Origin of the sequence: Mesorhizobium onobrychidis (assembly GCF_024707545.1) — a bacterium.
Lineage (GTDB): Bacteria > Pseudomonadota > Alphaproteobacteria > Rhizobiales > Rhizobiaceae > Mesorhizobium > Mesorhizobium onobrychidis.
In genome coordinates, this window is sequence record NZ_CP062229.1 from 3,924,250 (window position 1) to 3,942,090 (window position 17,841).

Annotated in this window: 19 protein-coding genes, 1 tRNA gene and 1 pseudogene; 10 read left to right on the top strand and 11 right to left on the bottom strand. The window is 60.7% G+C overall.

Annotated features, from left to right (window positions below; all coding sequences use genetic code 11):
• The first annotated feature begins 27 nt into the window (after nucleotides 1-27).
• Nucleotides 28-579 (top strand): hypothetical protein, encoded by a 552-nt coding sequence (locus tag IHQ72_RS19470; protein WP_258123883.1) that lies wholly within the window; start codon nucleotides 28-30, stop codon nucleotides 577-579.
• 367 nt (nucleotides 580-946) lie between these two features.
• Here IHQ72_RS19470 and IHQ72_RS19475 read toward each other — a convergent pair whose 3' ends face one another.
• Together IHQ72_RS19475 and IHQ72_RS19480 are read right to left on the bottom strand one after the other, a co-directional pair.
• Nucleotides 947-1,087 carry a DUF1127 domain-containing protein gene (locus IHQ72_RS19475; protein ID WP_258116602.1) on the bottom strand — a complete coding sequence of 47 codons (141 nt, stop codon included), beginning with the start codon at nucleotides 1,085-1,087 and terminating at the stop codon, nucleotides 947-949.
• 50 nt (nucleotides 1,088-1,137) lie between these two features.
• Nucleotides 1,138-1,278, bottom strand: a complete 141-nt coding sequence (locus IHQ72_RS19480; RefSeq protein WP_091596947.1) for a DUF1127 domain-containing protein — start codon at nucleotides 1,276-1,278, stop codon at nucleotides 1,138-1,140.
• A gap of 237 nt (nucleotides 1,279-1,515) precedes the next feature.
• Here IHQ72_RS19480 and IHQ72_RS19485 point away from each other — a divergent pair, with 237 nt between their 5' ends.
• Genes IHQ72_RS19485 through IHQ72_RS19495 form a run of 3 tightly spaced genes read left to right on the top strand, consistent with a single transcriptional unit; the run spans nucleotide 1,516 to nucleotide 4,711 of the window.
• Nucleotides 1,516-2,631 (top strand): DUF2157 domain-containing protein, encoded by a 1,116-nt coding sequence (locus IHQ72_RS19485; protein ID WP_258116607.1) that lies wholly within the window; start codon nucleotides 1,516-1,518, stop codon nucleotides 2,629-2,631.
• Nucleotides 2,628-3,209: a GDYXXLXY domain-containing protein gene (locus IHQ72_RS19490; RefSeq protein WP_258116609.1), complete on the top strand. Its 582-nt coding sequence runs from the start codon at nucleotides 2,628-2,630 to the stop codon at nucleotides 3,207-3,209. Before IHQ72_RS19485 ends, IHQ72_RS19490 begins: the two co-directional genes overlap by 4 nt.
• Nucleotides 3,210-3,262: 53 nt before the next feature.
• Nucleotides 3,263-4,711 (top strand): aromatic amino acid lyase, encoded by a 1,449-nt coding sequence (locus tag IHQ72_RS19495; RefSeq protein WP_258116610.1) that lies wholly within the window; start codon nucleotides 3,263-3,265, stop codon nucleotides 4,709-4,711.
• Between the two features lie 82 nt (nucleotides 4,712-4,793).
• Here the strand turns inward: IHQ72_RS19495 and IHQ72_RS19500 are convergent.
• Nucleotides 4,794-4,876 (bottom strand) — tRNA-Leu (locus IHQ72_RS19500).
• Between the two features lie 524 nt (nucleotides 4,877-5,400).
• Here IHQ72_RS19500 and IHQ72_RS19505 point away from each other — a divergent pair.
• Together IHQ72_RS19505 and tig are read left to right on the top strand one after the other, a co-directional pair.
• Nucleotides 5,401-6,156: a hypothetical protein gene (locus tag IHQ72_RS19505; RefSeq protein ID WP_258116611.1), complete on the top strand. Its 756-nt coding sequence runs from the start codon at nucleotides 5,401-5,403 to the stop codon at nucleotides 6,154-6,156.
• Between the two features lie 661 nt (nucleotides 6,157-6,817).
• Entirely contained in the window at nucleotides 6,818-8,290 is a 1,473-nt protein-coding gene (gene tig, locus IHQ72_RS19510; protein ID WP_258123884.1) for a trigger factor, read from the top strand.
• Nucleotides 8,291-8,382: 92 nt separating this feature from the next.
• Here the strand turns inward: tig and IHQ72_RS19515 are convergent, their stop codons facing one another.
• Nucleotides 8,383-8,712, bottom strand: coding sequence for an antibiotic biosynthesis monooxygenase family protein (locus IHQ72_RS19515; RefSeq protein ID WP_258116613.1), 330 nt, complete (start codon nucleotides 8,710-8,712; stop codon nucleotides 8,383-8,385).
• Between the two features lie 75 nt (nucleotides 8,713-8,787).
• A pseudogene (locus IHQ72_RS19520) lies at nucleotides 8,788-9,460 on the bottom strand (alpha/beta fold hydrolase).
• Nucleotides 9,461-9,748: 288 nt separating this feature from the next.
• Between IHQ72_RS19520 and IHQ72_RS19525 the strand changes: the two are divergent.
• The 4 genes from IHQ72_RS19525 (at nucleotide 9,749) to IHQ72_RS19540 (ending at nucleotide 12,369) form a co-directional block, all read left to right on the top strand.
• On the top strand, nucleotides 9,749-10,129 hold the full coding sequence (locus tag IHQ72_RS19525; RefSeq protein WP_258116614.1) for a c-type cytochrome: 381 nt from the start codon (nucleotides 9,749-9,751) through the stop codon (nucleotides 10,127-10,129).
• A gap of 86 nt (nucleotides 10,130-10,215) precedes the next feature.
• On the top strand, nucleotides 10,216-11,145 hold the full coding sequence (locus IHQ72_RS19530; protein WP_258116616.1) for a heme o synthase: 930 nt from the start codon (nucleotides 10,216-10,218) through the stop codon (nucleotides 11,143-11,145).
• 4 nt (nucleotides 11,146-11,149) lie between these two features.
• A complete protein-coding gene (locus IHQ72_RS19535) occupies nucleotides 11,150-11,497 on the top strand; it encodes a hypothetical protein (RefSeq protein ID WP_258116617.1) in 348 nt (115 codons plus the stop codon).
• A 53-nt stretch (nucleotides 11,498-11,550) separates the two neighbouring features.
• A complete protein-coding gene (locus IHQ72_RS19540) occupies nucleotides 11,551-12,369 on the top strand; it encodes a DUF2189 domain-containing protein (RefSeq protein WP_258116619.1) in 819 nt (272 codons plus the stop codon).
• Nucleotides 12,370-12,424: 55 nt separating this feature from the next.
• Here the strand turns inward: IHQ72_RS19540 and IHQ72_RS19545 are convergent, their stop codons facing one another.
• The 6 genes from IHQ72_RS19545 to coxB form a co-directional block, all read right to left on the bottom strand.
• Complete coding sequence (locus IHQ72_RS19545; RefSeq protein ID WP_258116620.1) at nucleotides 12,425-12,898, bottom strand: aminoacyl-tRNA deacylase; 474 nt, start codon at nucleotides 12,896-12,898, stop codon at nucleotides 12,425-12,427.
• Between the two features lie 187 nt (nucleotides 12,899-13,085).
• Nucleotides 13,086-13,490 (bottom strand): cytochrome C oxidase subunit IV family protein, encoded by a 405-nt coding sequence (locus IHQ72_RS19550; RefSeq protein WP_258116621.1) that lies wholly within the window; start codon nucleotides 13,488-13,490, stop codon nucleotides 13,086-13,088.
• Nucleotides 13,491-13,521: 31 nt separating this feature from the next.
• Nucleotides 13,522-14,244 (bottom strand): heme-copper oxidase subunit III family protein, encoded by a 723-nt coding sequence (locus tag IHQ72_RS19555; RefSeq protein ID WP_258116623.1) that lies wholly within the window; start codon nucleotides 14,242-14,244, stop codon nucleotides 13,522-13,524.
• 13 nt (nucleotides 14,245-14,257) lie between these two features.
• On the bottom strand, nucleotides 14,258-14,962 hold the full coding sequence (locus tag IHQ72_RS19560) for a cytochrome c oxidase subunit 3 (protein ID WP_258116624.1): 705 nt from the start codon (nucleotides 14,960-14,962) through the stop codon (nucleotides 14,258-14,260).
• Nucleotides 14,959-16,728, bottom strand: a complete 1,770-nt coding sequence (gene ctaD, locus IHQ72_RS19565) for a cytochrome c oxidase subunit I (protein WP_258116625.1) — start codon at nucleotides 16,726-16,728, stop codon at nucleotides 14,959-14,961. Before ctaD ends, IHQ72_RS19560 begins: the two co-directional genes overlap by 4 nt.
• 85 nt (nucleotides 16,729-16,813) lie before the next feature.
• Nucleotides 16,814-17,629, bottom strand: coding sequence for a cytochrome c oxidase subunit II (gene coxB / locus IHQ72_RS19570; protein ID WP_077381602.1), 816 nt, complete (start codon nucleotides 17,627-17,629; stop codon nucleotides 16,814-16,816).
• Between the last annotated feature and the right edge of the window lie 212 nt (nucleotides 17,630-17,841).

Genomic DNA, 17,841 nt, shown 5'->3' on the forward strand with positions numbered 1-17,841 from the left:
GCGACCTTTCTGACAGTCGTGATCGCCATGGGCGGATCAGCGGCCGCCGGCGAACTGGCCGCGACGGCTTCCAAGCGGATCCCCATATGCCACGGCTACAGTTGCAACTATCGCACGATGCTGGCGCTTGGCCCCGGTGACGGCGCGCGTTTCCGCTCTATCCTGCGTGCGGGTGCGGGTTCGCCCCAAGCCGAGCGCTCCGCTATTTCGAAGGCTGTCCGCTATTTCGAGCAGCGCATTTTCCGGGCCACCGGCATTCGCGATCTGCCGCAATCGGAATTCGGTGCATCGCGCATCAGGGGCCAGATGGATTGTGTCGACGAATCAACCAATACGTATGCGCTGCTGGTTTATCTTGCCGAGCGAAAACTGCTCAGGTTTCACAAGGTCGAGGACAAGGCTTCGCGAGGCCTGTTTGTCGACGGACGCTATCCCCATTGGACGGCGGTGATCAGCGACCGCGGGGGCACCGAATGGGTGGTGGATTCCTGGTATGCGCCGATGGGCGGCGCACCGGACATTTTTCCGTTGAGCCAGTGGAAGAAACGGGGCGTTCTGGAAAGCGGTGCGCTGGACTGACGACAGGGACGTCCCGCAAAACGGCTCTCCTAAAATCGCCCTCAGAGTGCCTCGACCCTGAAAACAACAACACCCGCCGGGGGAGGAGGTCCGGCGGGTGTCGTTTTGCTGGTCGATCCTCGGGAGGAGGTGAAGATCGACCGTATTCGTCATCGCCGGGGAGGAGGTCGGCTTTGACGAAATTCCTTTCGCCTGATCAAAGGGGGCGAAACCCTGGGCGAAATTCGTTTCGCCCCTTGGGAAACAACGCCCGCCGCGGGAGGAGGTGCGGCGGGCGCCGTTTTTGTGGTCAACCCTCGGGAGGAGGTGAAGGCCGACCGTATCCGTCAGGGTCGGGGAGGAGGTCGACCCTGGCGAAATTCCTTGACTAGATCGCCTTGCGGGCGACGGTCTTGATCTCGTCGCGGACGATGCCGAGATCATGCAGCTGGCGGTTCGAAAGGCGACCCAGCTCGGTAACCGTCGAGCGATAGACGCGCCAGTTACGATAGTTGCGGATCAGGTTCATTGTCGTTCTCTTTTCAAAACTGGTTCGGACCATTTGCGGTCCGAAGAGGATTAGACCGCCTTGCGGGCGACGTAGTGGATGTCGCTGCGGCTGATGCCGAGGTCGGTCAGTTCGCGGGTGCTCAGGCGGCTCAGCTCGGAAACGGTGTCCCGGTAGCGGCGCCAGTTGCGGTAGTTGCGGATCAGGTTCATGGTATTTCTCGTTTCGTCTTTCTTCCGGATCATTCCGTCTTTGTGTACGCCCTGAAGATAGGTGGGGTAATATCGATTTAAAAGCGCTATTGGTGCATGGCAGCAATGCAAATTGTGCAATGCACCATCGCTGCCAAATCACGTCTTCGACCTAGATAGGCCAGAATCGGAAAATGCCGTAGCGTCAACGGTTTGGCCGGATCGGCTGAAAAAAGGACCAAGTTGGGGGAGAAAGGCATGGCGAGCTATTCGTCAAGCGTCAGGACCGATATCGCACGATGGCTGCAGGCTGGCCTGATCGACGCCTCGACGGCCGACGCGCTGACGCGCGACGTCGAGGCCAAAGAGCGCAAATCACTAAGCTTCGGCTCGATCCTGGCGATGATGGCGGCGCTGCTTTTTGGTGCGGCCGTCCTTATCTTCGTCGCCGCCAATTGGGAAGCCATCCCGCGGCTTGCGCGGGTGGCAGCGCTCTTCGCCATCATCCTCGCCGGCTATGTCGGCGGCGCGGTGCTGAAGACACGCGACCATGCTGCTATCGGCGAGGCACTCTGGATCATCGCCGCGGCGGCATTCGGCGGATCGATCGCGCTGATCGGCCAGATGTATCATTTATCCGGCGACGAAAAATCGGCCTTGATCACCTGGGGCGCTGGCACGGCCTTGGCGGCGGTTGCGCTGCGCTCGAACCCGCTGACCGTCGCTTCTATCGGCATTGCCGACACATGGCTGTTCCTGAGGGGGGTCGACTATTTCGGGCGGGCGGAATTTCCGCATCTCTTCGTTGTCATGGCGATGGTGTTGTTCGCCATTTCGTTCTGGACCCGCAGCCAGGCGGCGCGGCACCTGATCATCCTGTCGATCATCTTCTATCTCGTGCTGCTGTTTGCGGAATACGAAACGCTGCAGGTCGCTGTCCCGCTCATTGTCGTGTCGACCCTGCTTTTCGCGGCTGCGATCTTCGCTGCTGGGCCCGTCGACCGGATATTGCAGCTTGGCGGCCGTCTGCCCTTACATGCGCTGATCGGATTTCTCACCGGTCTGGCGATGATCCAGTTCGAACTAGCCGGTGAGAGCAACAACAGCGGCTTCGGCATTGCCTCGGCCGTTGCGCTTGCCGGCATTGTCGCGGCGATTGTGCTGGGAGGCCGCGAGAGCAGGGGCTTGCGCTGGGTTGCCTATGCCGGCTTCGCCTTCGAACTCGCCATCATCTATGTGGTGATGTTGCAGTCGATGCTCGACACGGCAGGCTTCTTCCTTGCGGCAGCAGTGCTTCTCGGCCTGCTTGCCCTTGTCATCCTCCGCGTGGAAAAGCGCATGAGGGTCCCGAGCGTGGAAGGAGCGGCGGCATGATGACCGGTAAAAGACTGATCATTTCCGCGGTGGCGCTGGCGCTCGTCCAGATCGGCTTCCTGAGCTGGATCATCGCCGGCCGGGCGGCGATCTTGCGCGACGGCAGGCAAGTGCTGCTGAGGGTCGAACCGATCGATCCGCGCGATCTCCTGCGCGGCGACTTTATTCGCCTTGGCTATGAGATTTCGCGCATACCGGTGAAGCTGATCGCCAACATTCCGGCCGGTAAGCTCACGAGCGACGACACGCCGATCGTCGTCAGGCTGAAGCAGGGCGCCGACGGCTATTGGGAGGCGACCGCGGCCTGGTTCGGGCAAGCGCCTGCGCCGGCATCATCCGACGAAGCCGATATCGTCGGGCATGTAGCTGAGGGGTGGGATCTCAGCGCAGCCACGACGATCGCGCCGAATTACGGCATTGAACGCTTCTATCTGCCGGAAGGCGAGGGGATGGCGATCCAGAACGACATGCGGGTGCGGCCGTTCGGCGTCCGCGTCGCAATCGCAGCCGATGGCGCCGCGCAGATCAAGGCGCTGATGGACGGCGACAAGACGCTGTTCGAGGAACCGCTTTATTAGAATTGGCCCGGATTAGAATTGGGAAAGCGCGGCCGGCTCGGACAGCATCAAACATGACCATTATCCTGACGACACGAGAAGACATAAATCTCAGCTCGGTTTTCCGCGTCGCCTGGAAAAAAGACACGGTGCAAATCAGCGGCAAGGCCCTGCAGCGCATCGCAGAGTGTCGCACATCGTTCCTGCGTCTCATCGAGACCGACCCTGTACCGGTCATCTATGGCGTGACCACCGCCATGGGAGAACTGGCGAGCAGGCGGCTCGAACTTGGCGAGCGGGATCGCCATGCGCGCATCAAGGCTTTCGCAGCCGCCACATCGTTCGGCGAGCCTTTGCCAGATCGCGTGGTGAGGGCGATCGTGCTCGCCCGCCTGGCGAATTTCCTCGAAGGAAATGCTGCGACCACACCACGCGTGGCGCTCGCCGTCGCTGCGATGCTGGATGGCGGACCCATGCCCCTGGTGCCATCCTCCGGCCAGGGCGGTGCCGGTGAAATCCTCGCCCTCTATCCGCTCTTTGCAGAACTTTCGACGCGCTTCGACCTGGAAGTCAAGGAACGGGGATCTTTGATCAATGGCTCGCCCTGCGCTGCCGCACTTGTGGCCGACGCGGCCTTGGCGGCTCGCCGCCGCATTCGCCTTGCCGAAAAAGTTTTTGCGCTTTCGATCGAAGCGTTTCGCGCGCCGCTCGAACATTACGACCCGGCGCTCGACGCGCTTTGGGGCGATGAACACGAAGCAGCGGCCCTGCGCGGATTGAGGGAGTTTCTTGCCGGCGCCGGCACCGGGCGCCGCAATTATCAGGCGCCGGTCAGCTATCGCATCGTTCCTCGCATCCTGGGGCACGCGCATCGCGCGCTGGCATCGGCGGAACGCGCGGCCACCGTGTCGCTCGCCTCGGTATCGGACAACCCGGTCTACATCCCGCCTGACGACGGCCATCCGCTCGGGCGCTGCATCAGCACGGGCGGCTATCACAATGCCATGGCAACACCCGCCCTGGATGATCTGGCGGCGATATGGGCCGATACCTGCCTGTTGTGCGACCGCCACGCCTCGAAGCTTTTGAACGGCAAGGTCTCGCTCCTGCCCGATCTGCTTTTGACAGGGCGGGACTGGAGCGACAGCGACGGCCACGGCAATGTCGGCTATGTGCCGATGGCGATCACGGGTTATCTGGAGCAGGCGAAACTCGCGGCCCAGCGAACCTTCATCCCGGGAACGGAATCGGCCGGCGCCGGGCAGGACGATGTCGCCACGACGATCTTCCTCGCATGGACGAAGGAGGCACGCGCTGGCCGCTGCCTCGATGCGGCGATGGCGATGCTGGCTGTGATCGCCTCGCAGGCGCTGCATGTCACCGAGCGCGTGGCTCCTCCGGCGCTTCAGTCGTTCGTCGCAGATGTCAGAAGCATCGTGCCGCCGGTCGGTGACGATCGCGTGCTGGGGCCTGAACTTGCGACTTTGACCGGATGGTTTACGCGCCAGGTCTTTGAGGAGTAGGCACCAAATTGATGCGGATGAAGGGACTCGAACCCCACGCCTTTGGGCACTGGAACCTTAATCCACTGTTCGAGGGGACCAGTGGTGCGGGTAGAGGGACTCGAACCCCCACGTTCTCACGCCAGAACCTAAATCTGGTGCGTCTACCAATTCCGCCATACCCGCTGGCTTCGTGTCACCGTGACATGTCTATGTCACAAGCCATGTCACAAGTTCAAGACTTAGATTTTCGAGGTCTTTGGGCCTCGCGTTGGCGTCTACGCCGTTCGCTTGGGCAGGTCCGAGCCCCTGGACCGTGGGCCCGCGCGCGCCATGCATCGGCATCGCCTTTCGAACAGACGGATCATATTAGGATTGTCGATCCGCCGCTGGAGCATAAAGCCGTGACGGGATATTCGGTTTCCTTGCAAAGCTGTCGGCCAAGACGAGCACCTGATGATGCCATCGGCGGCCACGGCGCGGACCCTCGGTCTAAAGTAGGCGACAGCGGCGCGAACGAACTCGTCGGCGGTCAGGTCTTCCTGCCCGGGAATGTATTCACAATTCGTTCAAATTGATTCGGATTTTTTTGCTACCCGTAAGTTACGATCGAAAACAAAGTTCCGGGTTGGCAATTCAAAAACTCTCTGAGTTCGTTATCGCTAAAGTAGCAGGCTTTGAAACTGCTGCTTTGAGGTAAGGAGAGTGTCATGGCAAATGTCGTTAAGAGTTTCGCCACGGCTTTGGCCGGTGGTGCACTTGTTTTATCTCTGTCTTTTCCTTCCAGCGCAGGCGGCGTTAACGTCGGCGCCGGCGCATCCATTGGCGGCCGAGGCGGCATAAACGCCGGTCTCGGCGCCTCGATCGGCGGCAGTGGCGGCATCGCGGGAGCTGGCGCCTCGATCGGCGGTAAGAGCGGGGTGAATGCCGGCGCCGGTGCATTGATTGGCAGCAGCAGGCGCATTACCGCCGGTCTCGGCGCCTCGATCGGTGGCAGTGGCGGCATCGATGCGGGAGCTGGCGCCTCCATGGGCGATAGGAGCAGGGTGAATGCCGGCGCCGGTGCATCGATTGGCGGCAGCAAGGGCAATACTGCTGGTGCCCGCGCCAATGTGGGCGGCACTGGTGGCGTTACGGCAGGCGCAGGCGCAAACATGGGCGGTACTGGTGGTATCACTGCCGGCGCAGACGCAAATGTAGGCGGCACCGGCGGAATTACAGCGGGCCTGGGCGCCAATGTCGCCGGCACGGGCGGTGTCGGCGTTGGAGGCGGAACCCTTCCTGGTACACTTGGTATTTTTGGAGCACCAGGGACGCCGGGCACTCCCGACGTGCCGAGCGTGGTCGCGCAGATGTCCAGCAGCCAACTGATGCGCATGAAGAAACGCTGTGTCGACGTGCTCAGCAGCGAAGGCACCTATGACCGTGACCTGCGGCAGCTTTGCATGCTGATCGCGCGTCGCTGAGCACTCGCAAACGAGAGTGCGCATCGGCCGTGATGGCTTTGACAATACTCTCCTGGCCTCGCGGCCTGCCCGCCACTCGCAAGGTGGCGGGCTTTTCTGCGTCAGGACCGCTGCGCTGAGCGGCTGACTCCAGCGGGTAGCTACCGCTGGTCTAGCGGAGCCAAGACGGAGTGGAACCTAAAATCCAGGGCGTCTACCAATTCCGCCACATCCGCGTTGCCGACAACCCGATGTAGTCATCATTCTGTCAATGTCGCGGTCAAAATAGGGGCCGTTCGCCGGCGCATGATCCCGAAAATCGAAAAATCGATTTTCGGAAAGGATCACGCGCCAAAATCAAGGTGCTACAGCGTCCTTTGCGCGTCCAAGAGGACGCGCGGCGCTGTAGACGCGAAGATGGTTGAAAATTGGCCGCGCCTGTGACAAAAGGCGTGTCGAATGTGACGGGATGCGACGATCCGCTTCTGCAGAATGTGATAAGAAGTAGGAAAAACAAAGACTTATTCACATTTTGGAGCGTATTTCTGGAGGATTTGAGCCGCGTTGGGCGGACAGATCGCCAAGTCCCGCACCAAAAGCCATTCCCGGCAAGATCATACCGGCAGGCTGTAAACGGCAGGAGCCGTTTGGCTGCCTCATTGGTGGAAACAAAGGTTCTATGATGCAGGTCACCGAAACGCTCAACTCAGGTCTCAAGCGCGAGATCAAGATCACCGTGCCGGCCGGTGACATGGAAGCCAAGCTGATGGCGCGGCTTTCCGATGCCCGGAACAAGGTCCGCATCAACGGCTTCCGCCCCGGCAAGGTGCCGGTGCAGCACCTGCGCAAGGTCTACGGCAAGTCGTTCATGGCCGAAGTGGTCAATGAGATCCTCAACGATTCGACCCGTTCGATCATTACCGGACGCGGCGAAAAGGCTGCCATGCAGCCCGAAGTGATCATGACCGAGGACGAGAAGGAGGCCGAGAAGATCCTGGCCGGCGGCGCCGACTTCGAGTTCCGGCTGAACTACGAGATCATTCCGCCGATCGAGATCAAGGATTTCTCCGACATCAAGGTGACGCGTCAGGTGTTCGACGTGCCTGACACCGAGATCGACGAGCAGGTCCGGCGTGTCGCCGAATCGGCGCGCAGCTACGAGCCGAAGGCCGGCAAGGCCGCCGAAGGCGACCGCGTGACGATCGACTATGTCGGCAAGATCGACGGCGAAGCCTTCAACGGCGGCGCCGGCACGGACCAGCCGCTGGTGCTCGGTTCCAAGGAATTCATTCCCGGCTTCGAGGATCAGCTCATCGGCAGCAAGGCCGGCGACGAGACGCAGGTCACGGTCACGTTCCCGGAAAACTACCAGGCGGCGCATCTTGCCGGCAAGGAAGCGACCTTTGACGTCACCGTCAAGGAAGTGTCCAAGCCCGGTGCGTTGGAAATCAACGACGAAACGGCCAAGAATCTCGGCCTGGAATCGCTGGAGCGCCTGCGTGAAGTGGTGCGCGGCCAGATCGAGAACCAGTTCGGTTCGATGACGCGCCAGAAGATCAAGCGCCAGCTGCTCGACCAGCTCGACGCCGCCTACTCGTTCGAGGCGCCGTCGAAGCTCGTCGAGGCCGAGTTCAACAACATCTGGAACCAGGTCAACCGCGATCTGGAAGCCGCCGGCCGCACCTTCGCCGACGAGGAGACGACAGAAGAAGAGGCGCGCGCCGAATATATGCGGCTTGCCGAGCGCCGCGTGCGTCTCGGCCTGGTTCTCGCTGAAATCGGCGAGAAGGCCGGCGTCACCGTGTCGGACGAGGAATTGCAGCGTGGCCTGTTCGAGCAGGTGCGCCGCTATCCGGCCGCCCAGCAGCAGGAAGCCTTCGAATTCTACCGCAGCAATCCCGAAGCGCTGAACACGCTGCGCGCGCCGCTGTTCGAGGAGAAGGTGGTCGACCATCTGCTCAGCCAGATTTCGGTCACCGACGTCAAGGTAAGCAAGGAAGAGCTGATGGCCGACGACGAGGACAGCGAGACGACCAAGGTGAAGCCAGCGAAGAAAGCTGCCGCGAAGAAGGCCGACGCCAAGAAGGCCGACGACGCGGAAGAGCCCAAGAAGAAGGCCGCGCCGAAGAAGAAAGCTGCCAAGGACGCCGAATAACACGGCATTCTGCTGGATGTGAAAGGCCGCCCTCGAGGCGGCCTTTTTCGCTGCTATCAACGCCGCAACGCCGCTGCGTCACCGCCGACGCCCTAGTCGCGAGGCAATTGATGATTGACGAGGATCTGCATCACCGTCACTCGCTTGGGCAGTTCAACGAGAAACTCTTCGTCACGCGGCAGGTGGTGGATCTTGTGCGGGTCGCCGCCGGTGAAGCTCGCCATAGCTTCGACGTCAGCCCAGTATGAGATCGTCACGAACTCTGTTTCTTCTTCGCGATCTTCGCGAAACAACTGCACGCCAAGTGCCTTCTCCTGAAGCGGCGGAATGCCTTGGCGGCGTAAATATGGCTCGTAGGCGTCCGCCAGATCACGGCGTGTCCTTCCCCGCCAGATCCGGGCAATTGTAGCGTTGTCGGTCATGACGTGCTCCTCTCGATGGGTTGTGATGAGGATCGGGCGGCGATGGCGGGATCCGCTGCGGTGTCGTGCGGGCGATCAATGCAGGACCTTGCCGAGAAACCGTCGCACCAACGGCAGGGCGACTTCGAAATGGGTCTCCAGCAGCCAGTGCCCTGCGTCGTCCAGCAAATGCAGTTCGGCCTCCGGGAGATCGCGCAGATAGGCGCGCGCTGCCGGCTCAGGCATGTATTCGTCCTTCGGCCCCCAAAGGATCATTGCCGGCGGCCGCTGCTCACGCAGGTATTCCTGGTAACGAGGGAACCAGTCGAGATTAGCCTTGAGCTTCTCCATCAGCCCGACTGAAAGCGCACGGCGCACAGGCGTATCCATCAGCGGCCAATGCAACTTCCACAGATCGGGCGGCACACGTCGAGCGACGTCGTCATCGACTTCGCCTACGAACTCGGCGCGAAAACCGTCCTCGCTCACCGCCTTTTCGAGCGGCGCACGGTTCGCTGGTGAAGGATCCCGCCAGAAACGCCGGATCGGGGGTGCCACTGTAGCCAAAGCCGGGGAAATCCGGCGCGACCGTCCGCCAGCGATCGGCGAGCGCCGGCATCAGCCGGCGATATTGGAAGGATGAGCAGGGATAGCCATGCGGAAGCAGCAGCACCGGCGCGGCTTGAGGGCCTGCGTCTCTGAAAAAGACCGTCTCGCCTTCGATCGTGCGGGTGCCGTGGCGCACCTCCAGGACGCTCCTGTCGTTCATGGACGCTTCTCTGATCTTTGATCTTGCAGACGTTGAACCGTAGCTGGTCTAACGCCTTTTAGCCGGTATGCGTTCCGACTGCGCTCGACGCCGATCGAGCTGCCTCATCGCTTCTGGGGCAATCCTGCTGGTCGACTTCTTCTATCTGCCGGCCAGTTTCTGTGGTATGTAGATGCCGCAATTCCATGCGGGAGACGCGGATATTCCGCTCTGTCGTGCAAGGGGCGCATGCCGTGTCGGCACGCGCAGATCGTCCAAGGCAGATTTGGCGATCGGGGAGGGAATGCCATGCATGCAATCGCGTTTTTCGCCGTCGTCTCCGTTGCGACGTTCATCACAAACCAATCGCAGGCACAGGATGCCGCCGCGGGTGAGAAGGTCTTCACCAAATGCAAGGTCTGTCACGTCGTGGACAAGGACCAGAACAAGGTCGGTCCGTCGTTGAGCGGCGTCATCGGCCGGACGGCCGGCACGCATCCGGGATTCAAGTATTCTAAAGCCATGACCGAGGCGGGTAAATCTGGCGTCAAATGGGACGAAGCCACGCTGACGAATTACCTTCGCGATCCCAAGGCCATGATCAAAGGTGGGAAGATGGCGTTTCCCGGTCTCAAAAAGGACGAGGATCTCGCCAACGTCATCGCCTATCTGAAGCAATTCTCCAAATGACCCGGTTCTTCCGCCAGGAAGTAACCTGGCTCTTCCGCCGGCTGATGGGCCGGCCAGATTGCCTGTCCCCATCGGTGGTCGCCTGAATGTCGACTCGGGAAAGCGGCCTCAAGGATACCGGTATCCAGATCTCGGAAGCGACGGTCAGTGATTTTTTCGCGCTTCTGAAACCACGCGTCATGGCGCTTGCTGTTTTTACCGCTTTCGTCGGCCTGATGGTGGCGCCTGGGGCAATGAATCCGGTCATCGCCGTGATTGCAATCGGTGCAATTGCGGTTGGAGCGGGAGCGGCCGGGGCACTCAACATGTGGTACGATGCCGATATTGACGCGCTGATGTCGCGCACGTCGAAGCGGCCGGTCCCGTCAGGCCGGGTCATGCCAGGCGAAGCTCTCGGCTTCGGCCTGGTGCTTTCCGTACTTTCGGTCATGACGCTCGGCGTGCTGGTTGGGTGGCTTGCCGCATCGCTGCTGGCTTTCACCATCTTCTTCTACGTCGTCATCTACACGATGTGGCTGAAACGCTCGACGCCGCAGAATATCGTCATAGGCGGCGCCGCGGGTGCCCTTCCTCCTGTCATCGGGTGGACGGCGGCCACCGGCGCCGTCGGGGCTGAAAGTCTCATCCTGTTTCTGATCATCTTCCTCTGGACACCGCCGCATTTCTGGGCGCTCGCGCTGTTCAAGATCGGCGACTATGCTGCTGCCGGCATTCCCATGATGCCGAACGTGGCCGGCCAGGCTTCGACCAGAAAACAGATCTTCGTCTATTCACTGATCCTGGCACCAATCGGCGTGCTGCCTTGGGCCTTTGGATTCGCGAGCGGATTGTACGGGATTGTTTCGGCCGCATTGGGCGCGGGTTTCATCTGGCATGCCTGGAAGCTTCTGGTCGACAACGAGATGAAATTGGCAAAGGCGCTGTTTGCCTATTCCATTCTCTATCTTTTCGCGATCTTTGCCGTGCTGCTTGCCGATACCATTGCAATGCGTGCCGTCATGTCAGCCGGAAATTGACGGCATGACCTGCCTCGTGGCTGTGTTGAATCCCGATATTCTCGGATTGCTTCCGGTTGAGAATCGGCGATTGCTGAACGAGGTGCGCCCCGAACCTGCTCAAACCTCACATTGGCACTGCGCAGAATCCCAACAACAGCAGAATAACTACGCCAAGGCCGAGCATGAGAACGGTCTTTCCATCCATGACCTTCACCCTTCAACCCAGCTTGGAGAATATCGAAGAAAGGCGGCTAGAGCTAGCCGGATCACCGGAGCCGCCCTCCCAAGACAAAGGGCGGCGACAAATCCCCTGCAAGAGCGTATGTTGATCATGGTGCAGGTCGCGGTTTTGCGTGGCCAGTCACGCTGAACGACAGCACCGTAAAATCGCGACCTTACCGGACCTGGTCTGGAGGAATGGTCATGGCAAGTTTTCACGTGATTGCAGGCGCCAGCGAGACGCTGGAGCACACCAGAATTCGAAAGATCGGCGTTTCCGACCTTTTCGACGCGCTCAAGCGTGGCGTCGACGATTTCATGGTCAAACCGTCGCATATCGTTTTCCTCTGCCTGATCTATCCGCTTGTCGGCGTCGTGCTCGCCGTCTGGACATCGGGCAACAATGCGCTGCCGCTGTTGTTTCCGCTGGTGTCGGGTTTTGCGCTGATCGGTCCATTCGCGGCGATCGGCCTCTATGAGATCAGCCGGCGACGGGAGGCCGGGCTCGACGCCTCCTGGAGCCACGCTTTCGGCGTCAGGAATTCTCCGGCGCTGCCGGCCATCGCGGCGGTCGGGATCATGCTGCTTGCGATCTTCATCGCCTGGCTTTTGACCGCGCAGATGTTTTACCAGCAAGTGTTCGGCCCGGCCCCGCCGGAATCGCTCTCCAGCTTCATCAGTGAAATATTCGCCACCGGGCGCGGCTGGACGCTGATTATCCTTGGCCACGCCATCGGCTTCGTCTTCGCCGCGGTCGTGTTGTGCACCACGGTCGTCGCGTTCCCGTTGTTGCTCGACCGTGACGTCGGCGCCTACGAAGCCATCCACACCTCGGTGCGCGTGGTCCTGGCGAACCCGATCGTGATGGCTGTGTGGGGCCTGATTGTCGCCGTCGCCCTGATCATAGGCTCGCTGCCGGTGTTCGCCGGGTTGGCGGTGGTGCTGCCGATCCTCGGTCACGCCACCTGGCACGTCTATCGCAAAGTCGTGGAATCGCCGGCTTCCACCAGACCGGCGGACTGAAAAATCCTGCCTAGCCGTGCCGGCGAGCGCGCCCGGTGCGGCAAGGCCTGAGCGTTCAGTAAGCCGGGTAGCTAAAGCGGGCTTTCTGTGCGTCGCTGGTCAGGTTGCGGAAATCCTTGCCGCTGACATGCACGAGCGTCCTGTGGTCACCGCCCTCGAAATAGATGTCGGCGGCATTGCCGAGGCTTTCATCGAGGATCACCGGCACATCGTAGGCCGCGCCGATCGGCGGGATGGCGCCGGTGTCGCAATCCTTGAAAATCGACTCCACCTCGTCTTCGGAGGCGAGTCCGATACGTTTGTCCATGACATCCTGCAACGTGCCGAGCTCGATCCTGTGCGTGCTGGGGACCACGGCCAGCGCATAGCCACCGTCGTGGTGAACCACCACCGATTTGGCCATTATGCTGCCGGGCACATGCGCCGCTATGGCGGACTGCCTGCTTGTCGAAGTGCGGTGGTGCTCGACGGTGTCGTAGGAAATTCCTTTCTCGTCGATAAAGTCCTTCAGTCTGTTTGCGATCGTCATCTTGAGCCTCCCTCGCTGGAGTTCGCGACGCATGTGGAAACGAGGGCATTCATTTTGCTTCTGTCGTTTCCGCTACCAACAGAAATGGGCCAGCTGTCAATTGTTTCAAGGCACAGAGCGGCCCGCAAATAGCGCTTCCTGCTCTTGACAGGAGACGCCGTCGACAAACCCTGTACCCGGATGCGCGTCAGGGCTCGGCCCCAAAAAACACGGTCCGGGTGAGAAGCGTGTAATCCGATTCGAAGACCATCATTGCCACGAACACCAGCACCAGTATCGGCGGCAATATAATCGCATATGTCAGCGCCAGCCGTTCCCAGGCCATGTGCATGAAGACCGCGACGATCAGCCCGGCCTTGAGCATCATGAAGATCAGGATCAGCGACCATCTGAGATAGCCGTGGAGTCCGAGATAATCGACCATATAGGAGCAGGCGCTGAGGATGAACAGCCATGCCCAGACGACCAGATAGAGCTTGATCGGGTGCTCCTGATGAACCTCCGCGGGGGCGATGCCGGTTGCTGTCGCATCATGCGCTTGAGCTCCGTGCAGCGTATGTTGCCCCAGGCCATTTGCGGTTGCTTCAGCCATATCTGCCTCTCACCAAAGCCATGTCTGCCTCTCACCAAAGATAGAAGAATGCAAAAATGAACACCCAGACCAGGTCGACGAAATGCCAGTAGAGCCCCATGATCTCGACGTTCTCGTAGCGACCCCTGCGGCTGGTGAAGAAACCAGGCCGTCCCGTGTCGTAATCGCCGCGCCAGACCTTTCGCGCCACGATGATCAGGAAGATCACCCCAAACGTCACATGGGTGCCGTGAAAGCCGGTGATCATGAAGAAGGATGACCCGAACTGCGCCGCACCCCACGGATTGCCCCAAGGCCGTACCCCTTCGGTGATCAGCTTGGTCCATTCGAAGGCCTGCATGCCGACGAAGGTCGCGCCGAGTGCTGCGGTCAGAAGCATGAGGATCGCCGTCTTGCGGCGGTCGTGGCGATAGCCGAAATTCACCGCCATGGCCATCGTTCCGCTGCTCGAGATCAGCACGAAGGTCATGATGGCGATAAGGATCAGTGGAATATCCGAGCCGCCGATATGAAGCGAAAAGACCTCGCTCGGATTGGGCCACGGCACTCGGGTAGACATGCGCGCCGTCATGTAGGAGAGCAGGAAGCAGCCGAAGATGAAGGTGTCGCTGAGCAGGAAGATCCACATCATGGCCTTGCCCCAGGACACGTTCTTGAACGCGCGCTGATCCGAGGACCAGTCGGCGGCGACGCCTTGCAAGCCCGCCGGCCGCGGCTGTGCTTGGCCAGTATGCGTCAGTGTCGTGTCTGCCATCCGCCCGGCCCTCCTAGGTCAGCAACTGTCGGCAAATCTCGATAAAAGTAGCGGCCCAGCCGGCCAGAAGTGCGAAGATGGCGAGCCAGACGAAAAGCAGGAAATGCCAGTACATGGCGCACAATTCGACGCTGAGGCGAAGCCGCTCCGGCGGTGTTCCGTTCCAGGCGCCGGCAGTCGTTCTGCTCAAGGCGACCAGCCCTCCGAGTATGTGCAGGCCATGCATCCCGGTTATCAGGTAGAAAAAACTGTTGGCCGGATTGGCGGTCAGCAAGTAGCCGTCGGCGGTCAGTTCCCGCCATGCCACAAGCTGTCCGATCAGGAAGACAAGCGCGGTGAGCCCAGCCGTGACGAGGCCGAGCCTGACCGTGTCGATTTGGCCCCGGCGCGCGGCGACCGAGGCGCATTGCAGCGCGATGCTGCTCAGGACCAGCACGCCGGTGTTGAACCAGAGCACGCGCGGCAGCGGCAGCGCCTGCCAGTCCGACAGCGCCATGCGCATGAAATAGGCGCTGGTGAAAAGTGCAAACAGGCAGCCGACGACGGCGAGGAAGACGCCGAGCCCGATCTTGGCAGTCGGCAGCGCCGATCCTTCCGGGCCGATAATATCCCCGATCACGCCTTGCTCGAGCCATGGCTTGGCCATCAGCCGCTGATGGGAAAGCCACCATCCGGCAAAGCCGACGATCACGAGGAGGAAGACCAGAATGACGCTCATGCCGGCTCCCTGGAAGATCCGAAGGAGCCCGGCATGTTTTGCGGGATAAAATCCTCCTTGGCACCCGGCACGCTGTAGTCATAGGCCCAGCGATAGACGATCGGCAGTTCCTTGCCGAAATTGCCATGGGCGGGCGGTGTTTCGGGCGTCTGCCATTCGAGTGTCGTGGCGCGCCACGGATTGCCGCCGGCCTCCCGGCCGTGGCGGATGCTCCAGATCAGATTGAACAGGAACACGACCTGGGCGAAGCCGACAAGGAACGCCATGATGCTGATGAACGAGTTCAGATCGTGGGCCGAGTCGGTCATCACCGTCATATCGGTCAGTTCGTTGTAGCGGCGCGGCACGCCCATCAGGCCGAGGTAGTGCATGGGAAAGAAAATCAGATAGGCACCGAGGAAGGTGACCCAGAAATGGAACTGGCCCATTGCCTCGTTCAGCATCCGGCCGGTGACCTTCGGGTACCAGTGATAAATCGCCCCGAAGATCACGAGGATCGGCGCGACGCCCATGACCATGTGGAAATGGGCAACGACGAACATCGTGTCCGACAGCGGAACGTCGACGACGACGTTGCCGAGAAACAATCCGGTTAGCCCGCCATTGACGAAGGTGACGATGAAGGCCAGGGCAAAAAGCATCGGTATGGTGAGGTGGATGTCGCCGCGCCACAGCGTCAGCACCCAGTTGTAGACCTTGATCGCGGTCGGGACGGCAATGATCAACGTCGTGGTGGCGAAGAAGAAGCCGAAATAGGGATGCATGCCGCTGACATACATGTGGTGCGCCCAGACCACGAAGCTCAGCGCGCCGATGCCGACGATGGCCCAGACCATCATCCGGTAGCCGAAGATGTTCTTGCGCGCATGGGTGCTGATCAGGTCGGATACGATGCCGAAGGCCGGCAGCGCCACGATGTAGACCTCGGGGTGGCCGAAGAACCAGAACAGATGCTGGAACAGAATCGGGCTGCCGCCGCCGTGCTGCAATTGCTCGCCCATCTCGACGATCGCCGGCATGAAGAAGCTGGTGCCGAGCGCCCGGTCGAACAGCATCATCACGCAGGCGACAAACAGCGCCGGGAAGGCGAGCAGCGCCATGACGGTCGCGGTGAAGATACCCCAGACGGTCAGCGGCAGGCGCATCAGCGTCATGCCGCGTGTGCGGGCCTGCAGCACCGTCACGACATAGTTCAAGCCGCCCATGGTGAAGCCGATGATGAACAGGATCAGCGAGACGAGCATCAGGATGATGCCCCAGTCCTGGCCGCCTGGTGTGCCGGTCATGATCGCCTGCGGCGGGTAGAGCGTCCAGCCGGCGCCGGTCGGTCCGCCGGGCGCAAAGAAGCTCGACACCAAAACCAGTACGGCAAGCAGGTAAATCCAGTAGCTCAGCATGTTGACATAGGGAAAGACCATGTCGCGTGCGCCGACCATCAGTGGGATCAGGTAGTTGCCGAAGCCACCCAGGAAGAGTGCTGTGAGCAGGTAGATCACCATGATCATGCCGTGCATGGTGATGAACTGGTAGTAGGCTTCCGGAGTGATGAAGTCGAACGTGCCGGGGAAGCCGAGCTGCAGCCGCATCATCCAGGACAGCACCAGCGCCACCATGCCGATTGCCGTGGCCGTCGCCGAATACTGGATGGCGATGACCTTGGCGTCCTGCGAAAAGACGTATTTCGTCCACCAGCTGTGCGGATGGTAAAGTTCCATCTCCGCGACTTCGGCCGGCGGTACCGCATCTGCAGGTGTGATATCGACCATAAGAACACTCCGTGCCCTTTTCGACTAGGCTCGACAGTTTCGAGCCCTGCCGCAATTTCAAACCACGTCGCCGTCTTCCCGGCGTCTACTCTGCCGAGCCCACCTGCTGGGGGGCCGACAATTGCGCGAAAGTCTGCTGTTCGCCGAGCCACGCCAGATAGTCTTCCGGCGTATCGACCATGACCACGCCATTCATCAACGGGTGCCCCTGGCCACAAAGTTCGGCACACAGGACCTGAAAAGTTCCGGTCTTGGTCGGGGTGAACCAGAAATAGGTGACCGAGCCCGGGATCATGTCCATCTTGGCGCGGAATTCAGGGACGTAGAAATCATGCAGCACGTCGATCGAGCGGAGCAGCATCTTGACCGGCTTGCCGACCGGCAGATGCAGGTCGGCGGCTTCGACGACGACATCGTCCTGGCCGTTGGCATCACTGGCGTTCACGCCCAGGGGATTTTCAGGGCTGACGTTGCGGGTGTCGGATGTGCCGAGCTTGCCGTCCTTGCCGGGCAACCGGAAACTCCACTGCCATTGCTGGCCGACGACTTCGACCACTGTTGCGTCGCTTGGGACGCTGACGAACTGGTTCCAGACGAACAGGCCGGGAACCAGCATGGCCGTGACCCCGATTGCGGTGACGATCGTCAGCCACCATTCGAGCCGCTTGTTCTCGGGTTCGTATGCCGCCTGATTGCCTTCCCGATGACGGAAGCGGAAGACGCAATAGGCCATGAATAGGACGACGGCGGCGAAGACGACGCCGGTAATCCAGAAGGTGATGATGATGGTGTTGTCGATATAGTCCCAGTTAGAGGCAATCGGCGTCCACCACCATGGGCTCAGGAAGTGGAACAACACTGAGCCCACAACTACCAAAACGAGTACAAGCGCTATGGCCATATCCCGTTTCCTCCCGGCATTCCAAGGGCGCGAAGCCGTCCCAGGAAATGCCAAATGCATCATAGCTCGATTTCTGATCGAAATTCTAGTGCGGTCTTCCGGCCAGCCGAAACCGCAGTGGCGGTGATGTGGAAAAACCTAAGAAGAAGAAGGCTGCGGCGAAGAAAAAAGCCCGCCAAAAGCGCCGAACAACACGGGTTCCGCCGAATTGT